The organism is Acinetobacter sp. ANC 4973, from assembly GCF_002135275.1.
Taxonomy (GTDB): domain Bacteria; phylum Pseudomonadota; class Gammaproteobacteria; order Pseudomonadales; family Moraxellaceae; genus Acinetobacter; species Acinetobacter kyonggiensis.
Genome location: NZ_NEGM01000017.1, coordinates 1 through 20,767, shown reverse-complemented (window position 1 = coordinate 20,767; position 20,767 = coordinate 1). Strand labels below are relative to the sequence as shown.

The 20,767-nt window shown below is 38.2% G+C and carries 16 protein-coding genes and 1 pseudogene; 10 read left to right on the top strand and 7 right to left on the bottom strand.

Going from position 1 to position 20,767, the window contains the following annotated elements:
- Window positions 1-141: 141 nt before the first annotated feature.
- Window positions 142-1,905 carry an alkaline phosphatase D family protein gene (locus tag B9T30_RS14450; RefSeq protein ID WP_086185624.1) on the top strand — a complete coding sequence of 588 codons (1,764 nt, stop codon included), beginning with the start codon at window positions 142-144 and terminating at the stop codon, window positions 1,903-1,905.
- Window positions 1,906-1,949: 44 nt separating this feature from the next.
- Here B9T30_RS14450 and B9T30_RS14445 read toward each other — a convergent pair whose 3' ends face one another.
- The gene (locus tag B9T30_RS14445; protein ID WP_086185623.1) at window positions 1,950-2,681 is read right to left on the bottom strand and encodes a hypothetical protein; all 732 of its coding nucleotides are present in this window, start codon (window positions 2,679-2,681) and stop codon (window positions 1,950-1,952) included.
- Between the two features lie 355 nt (window positions 2,682-3,036).
- Here B9T30_RS14445 and B9T30_RS14440 point away from each other — a divergent pair, with 355 nt between their 5' ends.
- Window positions 3,037-3,546 carry a hypothetical protein gene (locus B9T30_RS14440; RefSeq protein WP_086185634.1) on the top strand — a complete coding sequence of 170 codons (510 nt, stop codon included), beginning with the start codon at window positions 3,037-3,039 and terminating at the stop codon, window positions 3,544-3,546.
- Between the two features lie 93 nt (window positions 3,547-3,639).
- Here the strand turns inward: B9T30_RS14440 and B9T30_RS14435 are convergent, their stop codons facing one another.
- Together B9T30_RS14435 and B9T30_RS14430 are read right to left on the bottom strand one after the other, a co-directional pair.
- Window positions 3,640-4,968 (bottom strand): hemolysin family protein, encoded by a 1,329-nt coding sequence (locus B9T30_RS14435; protein WP_086185622.1) that lies wholly within the window; start codon window positions 4,966-4,968, stop codon window positions 3,640-3,642.
- Between the two features lie 128 nt (window positions 4,969-5,096).
- Window positions 5,097-6,086: a LysR family transcriptional regulator gene (locus tag B9T30_RS14430; protein WP_004648248.1), complete on the bottom strand. Its 990-nt coding sequence runs from the start codon at window positions 6,084-6,086 to the stop codon at window positions 5,097-5,099.
- 814 nt (window positions 6,087-6,900) lie between these two features.
- Between B9T30_RS14430 and B9T30_RS14425 the strand changes: the two genes are divergently transcribed.
- Window positions 6,901-8,502: an isocitrate lyase gene (locus B9T30_RS14425; RefSeq protein WP_086185621.1), complete on the top strand. Its 1,602-nt coding sequence runs from the start codon at window positions 6,901-6,903 to the stop codon at window positions 8,500-8,502.
- 128 nt (window positions 8,503-8,630) lie between these two features.
- On the opposite strand, the gene B9T30_RS14420 is transcribed toward B9T30_RS14425, so the two are convergent.
- Complete coding sequence (locus tag B9T30_RS14420; RefSeq protein ID WP_086185620.1) at window positions 8,631-9,005, bottom strand: diacylglycerol kinase; 375 nt, start codon at window positions 9,003-9,005, stop codon at window positions 8,631-8,633.
- Window positions 9,006-9,329: 324 nt separating this feature from the next.
- On the opposite strand from B9T30_RS14420, the gene B9T30_RS14415 reads away from it, so the two are divergent.
- From B9T30_RS14415 to B9T30_RS14400, 4 genes are all read left to right on the top strand, one after another.
- Complete coding sequence (locus tag B9T30_RS14415) at window positions 9,330-12,431, top strand: multidrug efflux RND transporter permease subunit (protein WP_086185619.1); 3,102 nt, start codon at window positions 9,330-9,332, stop codon at window positions 12,429-12,431.
- A 237-nt stretch (window positions 12,432-12,668) separates the two neighbouring features.
- Entirely contained in the window at window positions 12,669-14,006 is a 1,338-nt protein-coding gene (gene mgtE, locus B9T30_RS14410; protein ID WP_086185618.1) for a magnesium transporter, read from the top strand.
- A gap of 87 nt (window positions 14,007-14,093) precedes the next feature.
- Window positions 14,094-14,684 carry a DUF4112 domain-containing protein gene (locus tag B9T30_RS14405; RefSeq protein ID WP_086185617.1) on the top strand — a complete coding sequence of 197 codons (591 nt, stop codon included), beginning with the start codon at window positions 14,094-14,096 and terminating at the stop codon, window positions 14,682-14,684.
- 22 nt (window positions 14,685-14,706) lie between these two features.
- A complete protein-coding gene (locus tag B9T30_RS14400; RefSeq protein ID WP_227518988.1) occupies window positions 14,707-15,057 on the top strand; it encodes a hypothetical protein in 351 nt (116 codons plus the stop codon).
- A gap of 48 nt (window positions 15,058-15,105) precedes the next feature.
- Here the strand turns inward: B9T30_RS14400 and htpX are convergent, their stop codons facing one another.
- Window positions 15,106-16,011, bottom strand: coding sequence for a protease HtpX (gene htpX, locus B9T30_RS14395; RefSeq protein WP_086185615.1), 906 nt, complete (start codon window positions 16,009-16,011; stop codon window positions 15,106-15,108).
- Between the two features lie 140 nt (window positions 16,012-16,151).
- On the bottom strand, window positions 16,152-17,009 hold the full coding sequence (locus B9T30_RS14390) for a lytic transglycosylase domain-containing protein (RefSeq protein ID WP_086185614.1): 858 nt from the start codon (window positions 17,007-17,009) through the stop codon (window positions 16,152-16,154).
- A 497-nt stretch (window positions 17,010-17,506) separates the two neighbouring features.
- Between B9T30_RS14390 and ttcA the strand changes: the two genes are divergently transcribed.
- Together ttcA and B9T30_RS14380 are read left to right on the top strand one after the other, a co-directional pair.
- Window positions 17,507-18,427: a tRNA 2-thiocytidine(32) synthetase TtcA gene (gene ttcA / locus B9T30_RS14385; RefSeq protein WP_086185613.1), complete on the top strand. Its 921-nt coding sequence runs from the start codon at window positions 17,507-17,509 to the stop codon at window positions 18,425-18,427.
- Between the two features lie 215 nt (window positions 18,428-18,642).
- The gene (locus B9T30_RS14380; RefSeq protein ID WP_004648257.1) at window positions 18,643-19,026 is read left to right on the top strand and encodes an SCP2 sterol-binding domain-containing protein; all 384 of its coding nucleotides are present in this window, start codon (window positions 18,643-18,645) and stop codon (window positions 19,024-19,026) included.
- Window positions 19,027-19,089: 63 nt separating this feature from the next.
- On the opposite strand, the gene B9T30_RS14375 is transcribed toward B9T30_RS14380, so the two are convergent.
- The gene (locus B9T30_RS14375; protein WP_086185612.1) at window positions 19,090-20,202 is read right to left on the bottom strand and encodes a transglycosylase SLT domain-containing protein; all 1,113 of its coding nucleotides are present in this window, start codon (window positions 20,200-20,202) and stop codon (window positions 19,090-19,092) included.
- A gap of 365 nt (window positions 20,203-20,567) precedes the next feature.
- Here B9T30_RS14375 and B9T30_RS14370 point away from each other — a divergent pair.
- A pseudogene (locus tag B9T30_RS14370) lies at window positions 20,568-20,708 on the top strand (transcription elongation factor GreB); the annotation flags it as partial.
- Between the last annotated feature and the right edge of the window lie 59 nt (window positions 20,709-20,767).

Here is a 20,767-nt window from a genome sequence, read left to right as displayed (position 1 = left end):
CAATCAATTCATGTGCTTATCTAGCAAAATTCTTTATTTTTTATCAAGAAACAATAAATTGTCATGATTCTTTCATCGATTTGAGATCATAAAGTAACAATCCTTTTTTATATTAAAAGAATAAAAAATAAGGAAAATATGATGTCTTTGAAAATTTCACGCCGTGAACTTCTGCAAAAAACCTTGGCCAGTTTTGGGGCTTTATCTTTACCGATATCACTGACGGCTTGTGGTGGGGATTCTGATGATGGCATGCAATCTGACAGTGTGAAAGCAGATTTTTTACATGGTGTTGCCAGTGGTGACCCTTTAAAAGATAAGATTATTTTATGGACGCGTCTTACACCGAATGATGTATCTTTGCGTTTAGAGGTCATTTGGGAAATTGCTTTAGATCAAAAATTTACCCAATTGGTTAATTCTGGCAAAGTACAAACTGCACAAGCACAAGATTTTACCGTAAAAGTTGATGCCAATAAATTAAAATCAAATCAGCGCTATTACTATCGATTCCGTTATGGCAATGTTATTTCACCTATAGGTCAAACCAAAACATTGCCTGAAAGTAGCAATACAGTGAGTTTTGCAGTCTGTTCTTGTTCTAACTATCCAGCAGGTTATTTCCATGTTTATCAGGAAATAGCCAAACAGGATGTAGATGTGGTCATTCATCTGGGAGACTATATTTATGAATATGGTAAAGACGGCTATGCCACAGAAGATGCTGCTAAATTGGGGCGGGAGTTAGCTTTAGATAATAATAAAGAAATAATTACCTTAGACGATTATCGTAAGCGTTATGCTTTATATCGAAAAGATATCGCTTTACAAACGGTACATCAGCGTCATCCCTTTATTGTGATTTGGGATGATCATGAACTAGCAAATGATACATGGAAAGATGGCGCGGACAATCATACAGAAGAAACGGAAAGTAATAAAAATGAAGGTAAATTTATAGCGCGTAAAATTGCAGCGCTGCAAGCTTATTTTGAATGGATGCCTATACGTCCTGTTTCAGACAATGATCATTTAAATATTTATCGTCAATTTAATTTTGGCACCTTGGTGCAGTTGACCATGTTGGATACGCGAGTTTTAGCACGTGATCGACAGTTAGATTATGCTGACTACATGACAGCACAGGGGATGGATTTTCAGCGTTTTCAACAAGATTTAAATCATCCGATGCGGACGTTAATGGGGTATAAGCAGTTGCAGTGGCTACAGGCTCAATTAGAGCAATCTACAGCGACTTGGAATGTACTCGGTCAACAAGTACTGATGAGTAAAATGCTGATTCCTGCTGAACTTTTGCTGCCGTTAAGCCAGATGGATATTGTGGCCTTAAACCAAAAAATTCCAGAATTAGTCACTTTGAAAATGCGAGCTTTACAAGGTGATCCAAGCCTAACAGAAATAGAAAAAGCACGTTTAACTTTGGTGGCACCCTACAATTTAGATGCTTGGGATGGTTACACTGCGGAACGTGAAATACTCTATGCGACCTTGAGGAAAGTTGATAAAAAGGTCGTGGTTTTAGCTGGCGATACGCACAATGCATGGGCATCGGATTTACACAGTCAAAGTGGTGAACATGTTGGCTTAGAACTGGCGACCAGTTCAGTATCTTCACCGGGTCTGGAAAAATATTTAAATATTCCCTTGGCGCAATTACAACAATTTGAATTGGCTTTCACAACTTTAATTGATGAACTAAATTATTGTAATTTGAACCAACGTGGCTATTTAACTGTGCATTTTACTGCGCAGCAGATGCAAGCGAATTGGGTGTTTGTGAATACTATTAAAGACAGACAGTATATTGTCGATCATGATCGTTCTTATCAAGTTTTGGTAGACAGTACGCTCAATGATATAAAAGCCGAACCAAAAATTGCTTAATTTTAAGTGTTCAAAATCTGGGTAGGGAAACTCAGATTTTGGCCCTACATTAAGCTATCTAAATAGGTCTCGACATCCACATGTTTATGGGTTTTACACAATTCATTTTCATAACGAATCAGTTGAATGTAGAGGTCAATAAATTGTTGTTCTTGTTGTTGTAGTACATTGAGCGTTTTGGAATTTTTAGCACTGAATAAACGCTTGAATTTAATCTTTAAAATTTGTTTATATGACCAAAAACAGATTCGACGCGTTTCTTGCAGATAAAAATATTGTTCATTTTGAGTGTCAGCACGGAACATATTTTCTTTATAAAAGCGTACAAAACCAAAACTTAAGGCAAGAAAAAAAAGAATAATCTGTAAAAAAATACTTTCAATATAGGCAATGTTAATGGCTTGGAGCAGAATCAGCACTGCTAATTTAATCGGGGTATGACGAAGTTGTTGATATAAAGAGGTTGAGCTGTGTTTGATTTGTTTAATCACCAATGGGGTATATAGCATAAACAATAACATGATGGCTAAAACAGCAATGCCATAGGAACGAAAGTGATCAAATTGTGGCAGTTGAACCGAGATGAAATGAGCCAAACTCATTGAAAGAGAGATAAATATCATTGCCGCAAGAACCCAAGGAATCAGTTCTTTAAGTTCGTCTAAAATGCCTTTGGTTTTGATCATACTATAAAACAAAAAATTTCTTTTAAAGGCGGTTGGGTGTTGTTCCCGCATTTGTTTTAAAAAAAGCGCAGTTTGTTTGTTGCTGATCATAAGAATCAAGAGCACATAAAAATGAACTGTAATATAAATGATTTAATGACATTTGGCAGAAAAAAGTGGCGCTATGATTTATGAATCAGCAATAAACCGCTGTTATTTTTATTTTCAGTAGAATGAGCAGTTAGCTTTCGGGATTTCTGAGGATTAATTTACAATATTGTTTTATCTGAAAAATCATTAATTGAAGCCATTATTTAGATCAATTGGTTTTGCCACTCATCAAGTTGTTTTAGCGATTATTTTAGCTGTGCTATGCGCGAAGAATATGCTGAACTAGATTTTATTCCTGTATTAAATGGTGATTTATGCGAAAATAGTGCTTTATTATTTTGTCCAAGGACAGTTCATGACTGATCAATCTCCTGAATCTTTAAGCGATATCGAAATTTTAGACATTTTACAGTCCATGAAAAACGATGAGCTGAATACTGAAGCGAAAGAGATTATCTTGAATGGTGGTAAAGCGGGTCGTCAAGAAGCATATAAGCAAGCCATTGTTGCTTTGCATAATGCTTTTGAAAAAAACTTTGTTGAAGCGGTCACTTTGGCATTGGGGCTAAATGCAGGACAAGCGAAAAAGATTAAATATAAAAAAGATCGTATCCGTATTTTGAAAGTGCGCGGTATTGATTATATGGCAATTGATGGTGCTGAAACTGCTCAGGTTTTATCACAAGTTGCGCAAGCAATTGTGCGTGAAGATGCTATTGTAACGAATGGTTTGCACAATATTTTCCCATTTTGGAAAGAAGGCTGGCCAATGGTTCAGTTTGATAATGCCTACAATATTTTAGAAGATGATATTCGAATTCATTATGCTCTGGTGATTGAAAGCTTGATTAAACACTGTAGATAATCTTTGTAAATAGTTAAAAAGCACCTTCATGAAGGTGCTTTTTTATGTCATCTGGCTTTTTGCAACAGCCTATCCTAAAATTTAAGCGACGATTTACTCTGCTTCTTCTTGAGTTTCATTTTCTGTGGGTTTTTCAAGTAAGCGAGTAACCAGTAATTGGTCTATCTTGAAATGGTCGACATCAACCACTTCAAATTTATAACCATCAAAATTCACGGCATCGGCAGGGCGTGGAATTTTACGCAACTTATACATCATAAAACCAGCGATCGTCTCATAATTTTCATCATCTGGCATTTCATTAATTTCAAGTGCATGTTTAATATCTTCAATAGGCGTGCTGCCATCAATTAGCCATGAATTGTTATCACGTTTAATAATTTGCTGATCGGCTTCAATCGGAGTCACCCAATCGCCCATGACGGTAATCATAATATCGGAGAGGGTAATTACACCAACTACCAAGGCATATTCGTTAATAACAACCGCAAATTTCTCTTTGGTTGAACGGAACCGATCCAGTAATTCAGACAAGGTTAATGTATCTGGAATAGTCAGCACGTTACGAATAGTATTTTCATTCAATTGCAGTAAAGATTGATTGTTTAGAATGCGCACTAAAATATCTTTGGCATCAATATAGCCAATCACATCATCAATATTTTCACTACACACCACAAACTTAGAATATGGATATTCTGCTAGTTTTTGGCGAATGCTGGCTTCAGACTCTTTTAAAGTGAAAAACACCACATTTTCACGTGTGGTCATACTTGAAGGTACATTACGTTCTTCAAGTTCAAATACATTTTCAATAAAATGATGTTCTTGCTTTTGTAGCACACCAGCTTGCGCACCAGCATCCATGACGGCTGAAATATCTGCGAAGGTAATATTATCGTCACGAATGGTATTAACTTTAAACAAACGGAACAATAAATTCGCGATGGCATTAATAATCCAAGCCAATGGTTTGCAGACTTTAATAAAGATTTGAATGGGATTAATGACAGAGACCGCAATTTTTTCTGGTGCGATCATCGCCAAGCGTTTCGGCATTAAATCTGCAAAAAGAATAAACAGTGAGGTCACTAAGGTAAAGGAGAGCGCAAAACCAATCGTTTCCGTCCAAGGACCGACATAGACACGATCAATCAGCGTGACAAAATAGGGGCGAAAGGCAGCCTCACCTAAAATACCGCCCAGAATGGCAACGGCATTTAAGCCAATTTGTGAAGCAGCAAAGAAGTCAGCAGATTGTGCTTGTAAGTCTAAAACTCTCTGTGCGCGTTCATCGCCAGATTCAGCAAGAATTTTAAGTTTGACCTTACGTGCACCAGCAAGGGCAATTTCAGTTAAAGAGAGGAAACCGGCTCCTGCAATCAGTATTACGATGATGAGGATATTCTGGAAAAGGCTCACGAATCCACCTGTAGATCATCATTATTATGGAATATTTTTAACACAAAAGAATGGGAGGTAGTAAAGAAATTACTACCTCGATAGGCACAGTATAAGCTTAAAAAAGAAGAATTTAAGAATTTTTCTGTTTAATAGTGAGAAAATTGTGAGTTATTCATAAGAAATTCACGATTTTCTTCTTCAATCATTTGACGAGCAACGTACAGAATAAGCTGACGTAACCAGCGGTGTGCAGGATGATGATGCAATAGCGGACACCAAGCCATTTTTAATTCAAATTCAGGAATATAGAACGGTGGGTCTTTAATCAGTAAATTTGAATTGTTTGATTGTAGATGTGCAATACGGCTTGGCAGCGTTGCAATCAAATCAACATTCGATGCCAAAAGAGCAGGCATTTGATAATGACGGGTAAAGACGGAAATCTTACGTTTTTGACCAATACGCTCTAGTGCTTGATCAATCCAACCCAGTCCAGCTTGTTTTTCAGGATTGACCCCGAAACCAACGCCCATACCTGTTTTAGATACCCAAATATGCTGTGCATCTAAATAGCTTTTGAGATTTAAATTGGATGCCGCAGGGTGCTTATTGTTGAGTAAACAAGAAAAGCTGTCACGCCAAACCAAGACTTGGTGAAAACTTTGTGGAATTTCATTAAAGCGATTAATGGCCAAATCAACTTTACCTTGCTCCATGTCACGGTATGACACGTCACTTGGGGTTAAAAAGTCAAGAACGACATTTGGCGCTTCAGAGCGTAGGGCTTTGACGAGACGAGGAACCAGCGTTGCTTCAGCATAGTCGGAGGTCATAATGCGGAAGACACGGTTCGAGGTATAAGGACGAAATTCGGTACGTGGTTCCAAGATCATGGATAAATCAGACAAGGCATCACGAATACGGGGTTGAAGTTCGAGTGCACGTTCTGTTGGGGTCATCCCTTCAGAAGAACGAATAAGGAGAGGATCATTAAATAAATTACGTAAACGACGTAAAATATTACTCATGGCGGGTTGGGTAACGCCCAATTGTTCTGCTGCGCGGGTTACATTTTTTTCACGTAAAAGTACATCGAGGTAAATTAATAGATTGAGGTCGACACGCTCCAAATTCATATAAGAAATACCGATAATCAAGCCATGAAATTATGTTGATTATGCCATAAGCAGCAAGGCTTGTGTAGGAAATATGATGAAAAAAAAGACGTTATAAAATAGAATCATATATGGTTCTATTATGGTGCAGCGTGTTCTTTTTTGTTGCAAATTCTGTGACAGGATGAACTTATTTTTAAGCCAGCTACATATAATTTCTGATCTAGGGTGAACCTATCTTTTGTATTTTAACGATTGAATGATGGCTACGGCAATTGTCAGTAGACAAAGCATATTGCACTTTATATTCGAGGTGGTTAAATGCAATTTATTTTAATGTGATTGTCGTTCGGAAGCCTTAAGTTTAGATCGCGTAGCCGTTTTTAAAAACCTTGATATTGACTTGATGGCAACGAAAGCTTGGCTACTTAATAGGGTGAAATTATAAGCTGTGATTATTTTAGATATGCTGCTTATAAAACAGGTGAAAGCTGAGTTGTTGTATAAAAACAGTCTTATTGATAAGTTTGAGACTTAGGTCTAATAAAGAAAAAATAGGGAGCTGAATCTATTTTTACTGTGGAAAAAAAACAGGGTAAGCTTATTAAATTAATAAAAACAATAATTTAAAAATATACATCATAATTATAATACGACTTTGATCTACATATTTTTTAAATAAATATTGAAAATCAACACAGAATATTGGATTAATTTTTTGACTCGATCTAAGCTGTATCCATAACAACGAAGCGCTCTAAATCTGAACAATTGTATACCGAGCAGATTTATTCCTTCGATTGATGAAATCCTAAAATTATATACAGGAAATATCATGACTACATACCAAACAGCGATTGATGCAATCCGCGAATTAAAAGCGAAATTCGGCAACACTTGGCGCGATATTAGCCCAGAAGATGCTGCGCGTATGCAAATGCAAAACCAATTCAAAACTGGTTTAGATATTGCTAAATATACTGCTGCTATTATGCGTCGTGATATGGCTGAATATGATGCTGACACTAGCAAATATACTCAATCTTTGGGTTGCTGGCACGGTTTCATTGCGCAACAAAAAATGATTGCGAACAAAAAATACTTCGGTACAACTGACAAGCGTTACATCTACCTTTCTGGTTGGATGGTTGCTGCACTTCGTTCAGAATTCGGTCCTTTACCTGACCAATCTATGCACGAAAAAACTTCAGTACCTGCTTTAATCGAAGAAATCTACACTTTCCTTCGTCAAGCTGATGCAAAAGAATTAAACGATTTGTTCCGTGCGCTTAAAAAAGCAAACGAAGCTGGTGATGCTGCTAAAGCTGCTGAAATTACTGCTCAAATCGACGGTTTCCAAACTCACGTTGTGCCAATTATTGCGGACATCGATGCTGGTTTCGGTAACGAAGAAGCGACTTACTTACTTGCGAAAAAAATGATCGAAGCGGGTGCTTGTGCATTACAAATCGAAAACCAAGTTTCTGATGCGAAACAATGTGGTCACCAAGCTGGTAAAGTAACAGTTCCACATGAAGACTTCATCTCTAAAATCCATGCATTACGTTATGCATTCTTAGAAATGGGTCTTGATGACGGTATCATCGTTGCGCGTACTGACTCTGAAGGCGCTGACTTGACTCAAAAAATCCCAGTGGTTAAAGAGCCAGGCGACATCGCTTCTCAATACATCGGTTTCCTAGACACAGTTGAAATTGACATTGCTGATGCTCAAGAAGACGAAATCTTGATCAAACGTGATGGTAAATTACACCGTCCTAAACGTTTAGCTTCTGGCTTGTACCAGTTCCGTGCTGACACGCAAATTGACCGTGTGGTACTTGACTGCGTATCTAGCTTACAAAACGGTGCTGACTTACTTTGGATCGAAACTGCGACTCCAAACGTTGAAGAAATCGCTCACATGGTTAACCGTGTGAAAGAAACAGTTCCAAATGCGAAGCTTGTTTATAACAACAGCCCATCATTCAACTGGACTTTAAACTTCCGTCAACAGTCTTATGACCGTTTCGTTGCTGAAGGTAAAGACGTTTCTGCTTACGATCGTGCTAAATTAATGAGCGCTGAGTATGACGAAACTGAATTAGCTGCTGATGCTGATGAAAAAGTTCGTACATTCCAAGCAGATGCTTCTCGTGAAGCGGGTGTGTTCCATCACTTGATCACACTTCCGACTTACCACACAGCTGCTCTTTCTACACATGAGCTTGCTAAAGGTTACTTCGGCGATCAAGGTATGCTTGCTTATGTTGCTGGCGTACAACGTAAAGAAATCCGCGGTACAATCGCATGTGTTAAACACCAAGCAATGGCTGGTTCTGACATCGGTGATGATCACAAAGAAATCTTCTCTGGCGACAATGCACTTAAAGCGCATGATGATGCTAAAAACACAATGAACCAATTCGGTGGTTAATCCTCCCAACTGATTCAGAAAAAACCCTGCGAAAGCAGGGTTTTTTTATGACTTTTACTTGAAATAAGAACAAGAGATAAAGATTAAGGGAGCTAAAAGGTTTGGATTTATATGATTAACTTCAATGGTTAAGAGATTAAAATCAGCAGCCACGTAATAAAAATAATACTTAAAGCCACAAATTGCGCGGCACTGCCCATATCTTTGGCATTTTTTGAAAGTGTATGTTTTTCTAAAGAAATACGATCGACAACTGCCTCAATAGCAGAATTAAATAATTCTACAATCAGTGCCAATAAACAAACAGCAATCATTAATGCTTGTTCTACGCGGGATACATCAAGCAAAAAACTACTGGGAATGAGCAGCACATTTAAAAACGTAATTTGCCGAAAAGCAGCTTCATTGAAAAATGCGGCTTTAAAACCAGACAGGGAATATGAGGTGGCATTTACAATGCGTTTTAAGCCTGTTGAGCCTTTGAAGGGGGAATATGGGTTCATAACTCAAATTTTTCATCAATTTTAGACAAAATAGAGCAAATTTATTAAACGGAGATTAATTTCCAAAAGGTTTATTTAAAAATGATAGTGTTTAAGCAAGTATGAACGGTGTGATGATAAATACGGAAAATTATCATAGGATAATTTGGACTCTATATCGCCCATCTTCATTGTTTCTCCTTATTTGTAGTAAAAAATTATTTTTCTGTTAAATGTTATTGTGTTTTGACTTTTAGTCACTGAATATCAACATAAATTTGCTAAATTAAAAAACAGTTTTTGCATGTTTAGCAATCTCACCTTTTTATACTGCGATCAAGTCATATGCTGTCGAAATTTTTTATTCAACGCCCCATCTTTGCTGGCGTATTGGCTATTATTGTCATGGCTTTTGGGCTTTTCGCAGTGTTGAATTTACCCGTAGAGCGCTATCCAGACATTGCACCACCACGCATTACCGTAAGTGCAACGTATACGGGGGCATCGGCTGAAACGGTAGAAGAGAGTGTTACCCAAGTTTTAGAACAGCAAATTAAAGGCATTGATGATTTATTGTATTTTAGTTCCAGTAGTGATTCATCTGGTCGTAGTCGAATTAGTATAAGTTTTGAAAATGGCACAGATCCAGATACCGCTCAAGTTCAAGTTCAAAATGCCATTAATGGTGTACTGAATCGTTTGCCTGAAGATGTACAGCGCCAAGGGGTCAATGTCTTTAAGTCATTGGGCGATACCCATATGGTGATTGGCTTGTACGATGCTTCGGGGAAAAGTGACAATATTGAGTTGTCCGATTATATGATGACCCATTTGGAACAAGATTTAGCCCGTATTGAAGGCATTGGTGAGGTGGATGTTTTTGGCTCACAATATGCCATGCGCATTTGGTTAAATCCCTTAAAATTAAAACAATATAACTTAATGCCTAGTGATATTCGTGCCGCAGTCGAAGCACAGAATACCCAAGTAGCTGCTGGGGCAATCGGTGACTTACCTGTTGTAAAAGATCAGTATTTAAATGCTAAAGTGACTTCAGGCTCACGCTTAAAAAGCGTTGAGGAATTTGAAAATATCATTGTTAAATCGAGCAGAGATGGCAGTTTTATCTATTTAAAAGATGTTGCACACATTGAGCTAGGTGCGGAAAACTATCAGTCGTTTAATACCATTAATGGTTTTCCCTCTGCGGGAATGGGGATTTCTTTAGCCTCAGGTGCCAATGCTTTAGCGACTTCGGCCTTAATTAAAGCTGAAGTCGATCATCTGACCACACAATTGCCTGATGGCTATCAGCTGGTTTATCCACGGGATAATACGCCATTTGTACAAGAATCGATTAAGGAAGTCGTTAAAACACTGTTTGAAGCCATTTTGTTGGTGATCGTGGTGATGTTTATTTTTCTACAAAATTGGCGCGCGACACTGATTCCAACCATTACTGTGCCCGTGGTGATTTTGGGGACGATGGCAGTGTTGTCTGTGCTGGGCATGAGTATCAACACTTTAACTTTGTTTGCCTTAGTCTTGGCGATAGGGCTTTTGGTTGATGATGCGATTGTGGTGGTTGAAAATGTTGAACGCTTGATGCACGAGAAAAATTTAACCGCAAAACAAGCATCAATTGAGTCGATGCAAGAAATTAGCGGTGCATTGATTGGGATTACCTTAGTGCTGACAGCGGTATTTATTCCGATGGCATTTTTTAGTGGCTCGACTGGCGTGATTTATCGTCAATTTTCAATAACTTTAGTGGCTGCTATGGCTTTATCCTTGGCTGTGGCACTGATTTTAACCCCGGCTTTATGTGCGCTGATTTTAAAACCGAATCCACAACCTGCCAAATGGGCACTGTGGTTTAATCAGCAATTAGAGCGTTTAAAGCAGCATTATTTAAAATTATCCAAGCTGACGATTCAGCACAAAGCCATTTCCCTCGTTGTTTTTGTGGCATTGATTACTGTTTTTGCATTGTTCTATCGTGCTTTACCCACCAGTTTTATCCCCAGTGAAGATCAGGGGATTTTAAATGTGCAGTTTAAACTGGTCGATGGCGCACCGATGTCAAAAAGTCGAGACATTGGTGAACAAATTCGACAATATTTTTTAGAACATGAAAAAGATAACGTCAATTTGGTGATGGTTCGCTATGGGCGTAATTTTTCTGGCACAGGGCAAAATTTGGGTCAGGGCTTTATTGCATTAAAACATTGGGATGAGCGTTCTGGGCAAGAAAACTCAGCGCAAGCCGTCCGTGAGCGTGCTTTAAAATATTTTAAAAATAATCCGAATGCACAAATTAGTGTGAGTTTGCCATCTTCGGTCAGTGGTTTAGGTCAAACCGATGGACTGGATTTTTGGATTCGTGATGTGAATGGTCAAGGTCGTCAGTACCTAGAGCGTGAATTTAAACAATTGCAGCAACAAGCAAAACAATATGTGACTTTTGAAAACCTCGACAAGCGTTCCAATCCAGATAAAGCCGAACTCAAGGTCAATGTCGATCAGAAACTTGCCATGGCAAATGGATTGTCGCAAGCTGCCATTAATAGCACATTGTCCAGTGCATGGGGCGGCAGCTATATCAATGATTTTATTGACCGTGGTCGAATTAAACGGGTCATGATGCAAGGGGATGCCGAATTCCGTTCTAAGCCAGAAGATTTGCAATATTGGTCTGTGCGTAATGATCTAAATCAAATGGTTTCCTTTAGTCATTTTGCCAATGTGACTTGGAGCGGTGGCCCTGAAGTGGTCAATCGCTATATGGGTTATACGGCATTGCAAATGGAAGCGGATACCGCTAAAAATGTCAGTTCTGGAGCTGCCATGCAAGATGTCACTCAACTGGTTGAACAGCAATCGGGTATTGATGTGGCATGGAGCGGGTTATCTTTTGAAGAGCAAAAATCCAGTAACCAATCACTGCTGTTATATCTGGTGTCGATTGGCTTTATTTTTCTATGCTTAGCTGCACTTTATGAAAGTTGGTCTATTCCTACTGCGGTGATGAGTGCGATTCCGCTCGGAATAGGTGGCAATATCTTATTTAGTTACTTTGTTGGCTTCCCTAATGACATTTATTTCCAAATTGCGTTACTGACCACCATTGGCTTGTCTTGTAAAAATGCCATTTTAATTGTTGAATTTGCATCCTTAGCACAGCAACAAGGTAAAAATGCCATTGAAGCTGCATTGGAAGGTGCGAGCTTACGTTTACGTCCCATTCTGATGACGTCATTGGCATTTGGTGCAGGCGTGATTCCATTGGTCTTTGCTTTTGGTGCGGGTGCTGCGAGTCGTCAGGAAATAGGCGTGAGTGTGTTGGGTGGGGTTATTTTTGCAACCATTTTGGTGCTGATTTTTATTCCATTTATGTATGTATTGATACGGGGTATTTTTAAAACCAAGTCTGTTAGCAAAAGATAAGTGATTAAATTGTTTATGTTTTGTTGTAAAAGTTGAGAAAGGTAAACGTTGTTTGTAGTATTGCTGCGCCGTATGAACGGTTTGATGAGGATTAAATCCCTAAATGGACAGGTACAGTTTTCAGAAACACCAAACTTCAAACATCTATATTTACCAACATGATTATGTGGGTCTATTCGGCAGATAAAAAGATAGCCGTTGCAGCCTCATTATCTATGTTGGATAAGAGGGGCGAGCATGAGCTACAACAACTTTTTATATCTTTTAAATGATGCATTAAGCAATCAAGACATTTCATTGGCATTAGACTCCGTCAAAACATTTAAAGCCGCAGATTTAGCTGATATTTTGGCGCAATTACCTTTAGAAAATAGTCAAAAACTGCTGCTGAATCTTCCTGCACGCGCCTATGTATTTTCATATTTAAAACCCGAAGAACAAGTTAAATTTGCACAACTGTTAACTCGAATAGATTTGGCAGAAATTATGGGGGAAATGCCTTCAGATAAGCGTGTCGATTTATTTAAATGTTTAGATCACGAGCAGCAAAATGCCTTATTGCCTGCATTGGCACAGGCCGAACGGGAAGATATTCGACAACTCTCTTCTTATGTCGAAGGTACGGCAGGGGCAATTATGAGCTCTGAATATGCCACCTTAAAGCCGAATATGTCGGTGAAAGATGCCATTAAAATGTTGCGTTATGAAGCACCCGATACAGAAACCATTTATTTAGCTTATGTACTTGATGAAGCAAGAAAGTTACTTGGTGTTTTGTCACTAAAACAATTAATACTTGCCGAAGAAGAAAGCAATATTAGTAATTTAATGGCTACCGATATTATTTTTGCATATTTTGATACTGATCAGGATGAAGTAGCAAAAACCATTGCTCGTTATGACTTACTGGCATTACCCATTGTAGATCAGGCTGGTGTGATGGTGGGTATTGTGACATATGATGATGCGATGGATGTGGTCAGTGAAGAGGCAACGGAAGATTTTTTAAAATCTGGTGCTGTTGATGCATCATCTAAACTGAGTCTTAAATCTGCCTCGATATTACAGCTCTATCAAAAACGGGTGTATTGGTTGGTATTTCTTGTTTTTGGTAGTTTGTTATCAGGTCTGGGTATCGCACATTTTGAAGACATCATTGCTGCAAATATTGTATTGGTGTTCTTTTTACCCTTACTGGTCGGAAGTGGCGGAAATGCAGGCTCCCAATCAGCAACTCTGATGGTACGTGCATTAGCAACGGGTGATGTGCATTTTAAAGACTGGTTCTATTTACTGGGGCGTGAGGGTTTGGTTGCTCTATGTTTAGGCGGAACAATGGCACTTGCAGTTTCACTTTTGGGATATTACCGAGGTGACGAAATGGTCGCTTTAGTGCTTGCTCTGAGTATGATGGGTATTGTGCTTTTGGGCTGTTTAATTGGAATGAGTTTGCCTTTTGTGCTCAATCGTTTTGGATTTGATCCTGCAAGTGCATCTGCACCATTGGTGACATCTATTTGTGATGCGACAGGTGTTCTGGTCTATTTATTCATAGCTTCACAACTATTGCTATAGCGGTATAGATAATAAATATACACACTTATTTTCAATTTATACTTTATTCTCAGAGCGATAACACAAATGTTTAAACAAGGCTAAAACATGGTTGCAGTTGAAAAAGAAAAAAAATTAACACAGCAAGAGGTGCTGCGATTAGAACGAGATTTAGCCAAGTTTGCCAATATGATGGATTCGGTGGTGCGTATTCCATTTACCAAACAAGGGGTTGGAGCAGATGCTGCGTTAAGTACCATTCCTGTTGCGGGTGATGTTGCGGGGTTTGTACTGACGTGTTATGCCATTTATAAAGCCAAACAAATTGGCGTACCTCAAAGTAAATTAAATTCAGTGATGAAATTGGCCATGATGGACGCAGTCATTGGTTTTATTCCTGTGATTGGTACTGTTTTTGATATTTTTATTCGCCCAAGCCGTAGGGCTTTAACTGTGGTACATGAGCATATTCGAGCTGAATATCAGATTCAGAGCGATTCGCATGTCGTACATCCATTTTTACATGAACGCTTAGAGCGTAAACAGCAGACGTCAAAATTTTGGCGTAATCCCATCGTCGCGTGGATTTGGTTGCATATTCCTGATCTTTTAGGGCTCATTGTTCTCGTGCTTATGTTGGCTGCGATGTGGTTTGGACTGAGTTGGTTATGGCACTGGTTTCAAGGTCTGAATGTCTAGTTCATTTTTAGGATAAAAAATAATGGATTATATTGCTGCAAATTTACCTGCAATTGATTTTGAGGCGACACGAAATTTTTATGCCATGTTGGGCTTTCAATGTATTTACCAATCAGATATATGGATGATGCTAGAAAAAGACAGTTTCAAGCTTGAGTTTTTTCATCATCCAGAATTAGACCCGAAAACATCTTGGCATAGCGCATGTATTTGTGTGCAGGATTTATCAATTTTAGATCAGGCTTGGCGTCTTTTAGATTGGTCAGTATTTCCCAATACTCAGATTACCGAAATTGAGCAGTTGGGGGGAATGAAGCTTTTTTGTGTGATTGATCTGAATGGCAGTTTATTACGGTGTATTGAGCATCATTAAAAAAGCCTCCATGTTGGAGGCTTTTTAATATCCATTCAATAAAAAATATTATGGACAATTTAATTGTTGTAATGCTGCTACACGTTGCTCAATTGTTGGGTGAGTTTGAAACAAAGCCGCTAAACTAAAGCCTTGTTCTTTACCTTCCGTAATTGCGAACGCTTTCATTTCTTTTGGCATCTGATCAGGTAATTCTGATTCAGCTTGTAAGCGTAATAATGCAGAGATCATCGCTTGTTTACCTGCTAAACGTGCACCGGCTTCATCGGCACGATATTCACGGTAACGCGAGAACCACATTACAATAGAAGAGGCAAGAATACCAAACACAATATCCAATACGATGGTAATACCAAAGTAAGCTAATCCAGGTGCTTCGCCATCTTCACGACCAAATACATTACGGTCAATAAAGTCACCCACGACACGAGCAAAGAACATCACAAAGGCATTGACTACGCCTTGTACAAGGGCAAGAGTCACCATATCACCATTGGCAACGTGACCAATTTCATGCGCAAGTACAGCACGCAGCTCATCTTTGTTCATGCGTTCAAGTAAACCCGTTGAAACGGCAACTAAAGCATCGTTCTTGTTCCAACCTGTGGCGAAAGCATTTGATTGATAAGAAGGGAAAATACCCACTTCTGGCATGTTGATACCAGAGCGTTGAGCCAATTGCGCAACTTCTTGTAATAACCATGTTTCCGCTTGATTACGAGGTGCATTCGGGTCAATCAGTTCAGTACCCGTGGTTTTCTTCGCCATCCATTTAGACATGAATAGAGAAATGAGAGAACCAACCATACCAAAGACAAAACAGATAACCAGTAGGTTGCCTAAATTTAAGCCACCCGCGCCATGGTAACTACCGACACCGAAGAGTGACAAAATAATGCCAGCTACCACCAGTACCGCGAGGTTGGTAAGCAAGAACAAACCAATCCGCATCATTGAGAAAATCCTCTTATAATAAAAAAATAATCTGATTTTTGAATCAAAAATCATCTTTTTAAATATGAGGTGTAAGCCTTAAAAATTCAAGGAAAAAATGAGTAATTCTGTACAGTGATGGTATTTACCGACTCAGTTTTTTAATCGGTAATTGAGATTTTAGCAGAAGCTGTGGCATGTGCTGTGGCGTATGAGCGCATTGGGGCATCAGTAAAACTCCCATCAGCGGCCATAATAATTTGACGTTGTTCACTGTAACGAGAGGGTGATGGTTCATTTGGAGTCGATTGTGCAATTATTTTAGCATTATCTGGACGGCTATCATGATTTGAGCTGGAGCTTAAACCGACGCCATTTGAGTATAAGTTACTAAACCGACTGCTGACCCGTCTGACATAATCTTGGGTTTCTTTAAATGGCGGAATACCACCGTATTTAGCAACATTGCCTTCGCCTGCATTGTAGCTGGCTAAAACCAATGACGTATTGCCATTAAAACGTTTGGTCAACCATGCTAAATATTTTGCACCCGCCATAATGTTTTGTTGTGGATCAAAAGCATTGGATACATTAAAACGTCGTGCTGTAGCAGGCATAAGTTGCATCAGCCCTTGTGCACCTACAGGGGAGCGAGCATTGACATTAAATCCCGATTCAGTATGCATAACGGCTTTAATTAAACCTTCAGAAATACCGTGTTGTGATGCTGCTTGCTTAATAATATGGTCGAAAGCATTTTTATTGCGATTATAGCTCGGCAAAACTGAAGCTTCAGAACTTCCCCAGTTCGTATAACTATGCATATTACTGTCAGGATAATAGGTTTTTTTTTCAACTTTTAAATGACTATATCGACCTTGTTTATTGGTCAGTAAGGTCGTGCCATTGGACTCTTTGAGTTGATAAATGGTTTGACCGGCGTAACTGGTCGCTGTAACAAAACTAACTGTTACACACCCCAAAATATAAAATCCAATACTTACAATGTTATTTTTCATTTTTTAATGTAGAAAAAATCTGCCTCAAACAGTTAAATAGCAGTTTAACAAAAAAAAATAGGATAGAAAGTATTTCTAAATTTATTTCTCGTTGAGTTTGTAAAAAGCAAGTGCTAATTGTAGAGATAGTAATCAAAAAATATTTAATTTTTTTTTAATCAGGATAACTTGACACAATTAAGACATTGATTTTTATGTAATTTTAAATTGATCAAAAAGCGATCAATTTAAATAGAAGCCTTAAATAATAGGTCAGAGACCGTGTCAAGCCTTTTGAAATCCACAAAGTTATCCACAGGTTTTGTGGACAACTGTGGAAAAGTACAAACTGTAAGCATTGTGGGTGAAATTTGAACTCAAACGGTCAAAATAGCATGAGGTTAATGACGTCCAAATGACAGCAATGATCAATTTTCAGAAAATAAATTCTTTTGGTGCGATATGCAGCTGAATCGGATAAAATCGCGCGGTATTTTTATTTATGGTTTATCTCGTCTATGTACTCGCCAGTTGAGTCCGAACAAGGATTTAATTTCAAACCAGAACTGCCTACAAGTTCGGCATATTACCGTTTGTTGAAAAAGATTCGCCGTCAAGTCGGTCATGCCATTCGTGATTTTAAAATGCTCGAAGAAGGTGACAAGGTAATGGTATGTATTTCTGGTGGTAAAGACAGTTATACCTTGCTAGACATCATGTTGCAGTTTAAACGTATTGCACCGATAAACTTTGATGTTGTTGCGGTTAACCTTGACCAAAAGCAACCCGGCTTTCCAGAAGATGTGTTACCACGTTATTTAGAAGAAAATAATATTCCATATTATATTTTGGAAAAGGACACGTATAGCATTACCAAAAAGTTAACCCCTGAAGGTAAAACATATTGTGCCGTATGTTCACGATTACGCCGTGGTTCTTTATATGGTTTTGCACAAGAAATTGGGGCAACTAAAGTCGCTTTAGGTCATCATCGTGATGACATTATGGCAACCTTCTTCTTGAATCTATTTCATGGCGGTAGCTTAAAAGCGATGCCACCGAAACTGTTGTCATCGGACAAGAAGAATATCTTGATTCGTCCACTGGCTTATGTGGAAGAAAAAGACATCATCAAGTATGCAGAAATGCGCCAGTTCCCGATTATTCCATGTAATTTATGTGGTTCGCAGGAAAATTTACAGCGCGCAATGATCAACACGATGTTACGTGAATGGGATGCACAATATCCAAAGCGTTTACATAGCATTTTTGGTGCGATGCAGAATGTATCACCTTCACAATTGGCCGATCGTGAGTTATTTGATTTTGAAGCTTTAGATGAGCAACGTGAGATTGATTTCACAGGAAGTTGTTCAACTGAAGATGAAGTACAAAATAAACGCATTAATATGGTCAATTTAGGTTTTGCGGCAGAATAATGGTGACTTTAAACACCAATTTTAGGATTGGTGTTTATTTTATATATCTGATTTATTTAATAAATGTATTAAAAGTATTAAAATTGAACGTTCAGTGCAAAAAACTTTAAGCAGAAAACAATTTTACATGCTATAACAAGCGTCAAGCACAATAGCTTCACAAAGATGTTGTCTGGATAGGCGACACAAATGAACAAATAAATTGAGGAAACATCATGCCTGCCTTTTTAACTGATGATTGGTTTTCAACAGTAGAGACTTTAACTGCTCAAGCTGGTAACTTAAACTTGCCACCTGCACTTGCAAATTTAGCAATCAACTTAGTGGTTGCAGATTCAGAAGGCAATACTGAATTGTCTTTGGATGGTGGAGCAATCAAAAAGGGTCTATCTTCAAATGCGAAAACCACATTGAATATGGATGGTGAAACACTTCGTAAAGTGTTCCTAGAGTTTGATATGGCTGCCGCAATGCAAGCATTTATGACAGGTAAAATTAAAGTTCAAGGTGATATGTCACAATTAATGGCTTTACAAACTGCGAAGCCAAGCCAAGAACAAAAAGATTTATTTAAAAAAGTGCTTGAGCAAACAGCTTAAGTCTTTTGAATAAAAAAAAGCTTAGCTGGATTGCTAAGCTTTTTTTTGTCTACAGTACGCAGATTAGATATTGACTAGCTGCGGTGTAGATTTAATATGTTCCAAATAGGCACGGATACGCGTGACATATTGAACTGCTTGTCGATAACGACCATTACTGGCTTTGTTGTTATCTAAATAACTGTACAAATTCACCCAATTGTTGGGGTTTTTACCTTGTGCCTTGATTCGATTTTGAATCTGATTGACTGCACCTGGTCCCATGTTATAAGCCACCAGTGCGTACCAGTTACGATCTGGGAAGGGTACATCCTGATATCGATCTAACATCTGGTCGTAATATTTAGCACCACCTTCAATACTTTGTGCAGGGTCTGTTCGGTTACTGACACCCATCGCTTTTGCTGTACTGTTGGTGAGCATCATTAAACCACGAACACCTGTAGGCGAAACTGAGTTTGGTTTCAGATACGATTCCTGATAACCAATAGCTGCCAATAAATGCCAATCTAAATCATATTTCTCAGCCGTATTTTTAAAGCTGGCTTTATAAATAGGCATACGCTGATTTAAATCACGTTGAATGCTGTCCCATGATTCTTCTTTCACGACATTCTGATTATAGAATGAAGCCAGTTGACGAATCGAACCAGATTGTTTGCCCTGACAGACAAAACCACTCGCGGTTTGGGTCAGTGGGTCATCAGCATGTTTAAAGACCCAATTCAGGTTGGTATCTAAACCATTTTTTTGTAAGCTATTTAAATCACCGCAAGTTGCTGAAAATGAAGCTAAATGCTTTTTTTCGATTGAGCTTACATCAGCAGTGGTCATGGCAAAGTTTGCTTTACCTTGCGAGATCCATTTAAGTGCTGTGGCATTGTCAGGTACAGTTTTAAACACTAAATTAACGTTTAAGCTATTGGCGTAGTTACGTGCTAGGTCATAACCAAAACCATGTAGATGTGAACCATCTTTAAATACCGTAGTCGAATTTTCGACTGAAACGACGGTGAGTTGCTTGTCGTTTACAACAGAATCGTATTGGTACGATTTACTTGCATTAATGCTGTGAAATGGAATTAACAGTGTACTAAATGCAAGAATTTTTAATGAGAGAGAGGATGTTAAAGAGTTAAGGCTAAGCCTCACTCCAGAAGTTGAACTACTGTGCATGTTGTCTCCGCTACAAGTAATTTATGCCCTAAAAAGTAAAGACAAACATGCCTCAGACTTTTTCAAGTTTGATAAATTCAATAAGGGTTGGGCAGTCATGACGTCATTCAAAAATGACATTGGATTAAAAGAAGAATAATGTAGAATTTCTACATAGATTAAAAAATAGGCAACTTGAAAACATGAGCGCATAATAAGGCTGAAAAATAAACTTGTCAAATTTTGTACTAATTTTTTTTAAAATATGTGGTATAAATAGCTAATTTAATTGAATAATTAATTTTATAAACTTTAATTCTGTTTGAAAATTAAATAAAATAGCGCATTATTGTCAATAAATTGTAAGCATAACATCAAAAAATACTATGAAATCTAACTTAATTACACGTGCTGGACACGATAAATTGGTCGCGGAATTACAACATTTATGGCATGAAGAACGACCAGAAATTACTAAAAAAGTGAACTGGGCTGCGAGTCTGGGCGACCGCAGTGAAAATGCGGATAACTAAAAATAACCCCATTTTTTATACTATATTATATTTTATCAATGTAAATTAATAAC

Bases quoted from the DNA above. Each gene is read 5' to 3' on its own strand.
- ttcA (WP_086185613.1), top strand. From the start codon at position 17,507: ATGTACTCGCCAGTTGAGTCCGAACAAGGATTTAATTTCAAACCAGAA.
- B9T30_RS14375 (WP_086185612.1), bottom strand. From the start codon at position 20,202: ATGCACAGTAGTTCAACTTCTGGAGTGAGGCTTAGCCTTAACTCTTTA.
- mgtE (WP_086185618.1), top strand. From the start codon at position 12,669: ATGAGCTACAACAACTTTTTATATCTTTTAAATGATGCATTAAGCAAT.
- B9T30_RS14440 (WP_086185634.1), top strand. From the start codon at position 3,037: ATGACTGATCAATCTCCTGAATCTTTAAGCGATATCGAAATTTTAGAC.
- B9T30_RS14380 (WP_004648257.1), top strand. From the start codon at position 18,643: ATGCCTGCCTTTTTAACTGATGATTGGTTTTCAACAGTAGAGACTTTA.
- B9T30_RS14415 (WP_086185619.1), top strand. From the start codon at position 9,330: ATGCTGTCGAAATTTTTTATTCAACGCCCCATCTTTGCTGGCGTATTG.
- B9T30_RS14400 (WP_227518988.1), top strand. From the start codon at position 14,707: ATGGATTATATTGCTGCAAATTTACCTGCAATTGATTTTGAGGCGACA.
- B9T30_RS14425 (WP_086185621.1), top strand. From the start codon at position 6,901: ATGACTACATACCAAACAGCGATTGATGCAATCCGCGAATTAAAAGCG.
- B9T30_RS14420 (WP_086185620.1), bottom strand. From the start codon at position 9,005: ATGAACCCATATTCCCCCTTCAAAGGCTCAACAGGCTTAAAACGCATT.
- htpX (WP_086185615.1), bottom strand. From the start codon at position 16,011: ATGATGCGGATTGGTTTGTTCTTGCTTACCAACCTCGCGGTACTGGTG.
- B9T30_RS14450 (WP_086185624.1), top strand. From the start codon at position 142: ATGTCTTTGAAAATTTCACGCCGTGAACTTCTGCAAAAAACCTTGGCC.
- B9T30_RS14430 (WP_004648248.1), bottom strand. From the start codon at position 6,086: ATGAATTTGGAGCGTGTCGACCTCAATCTATTAATTTACCTCGATGTA.
- B9T30_RS14405 (WP_086185617.1), top strand. From the start codon at position 14,094: ATGGTTGCAGTTGAAAAAGAAAAAAAATTAACACAGCAAGAGGTGCTG.
- B9T30_RS14445 (WP_086185623.1), bottom strand. From the start codon at position 2,681: ATGATCAGCAACAAACAAACTGCGCTTTTTTTAAAACAAATGCGGGAA.
- B9T30_RS14390 (WP_086185614.1), bottom strand. From the start codon at position 17,009: ATGAAAAATAACATTGTAAGTATTGGATTTTATATTTTGGGGTGTGTA.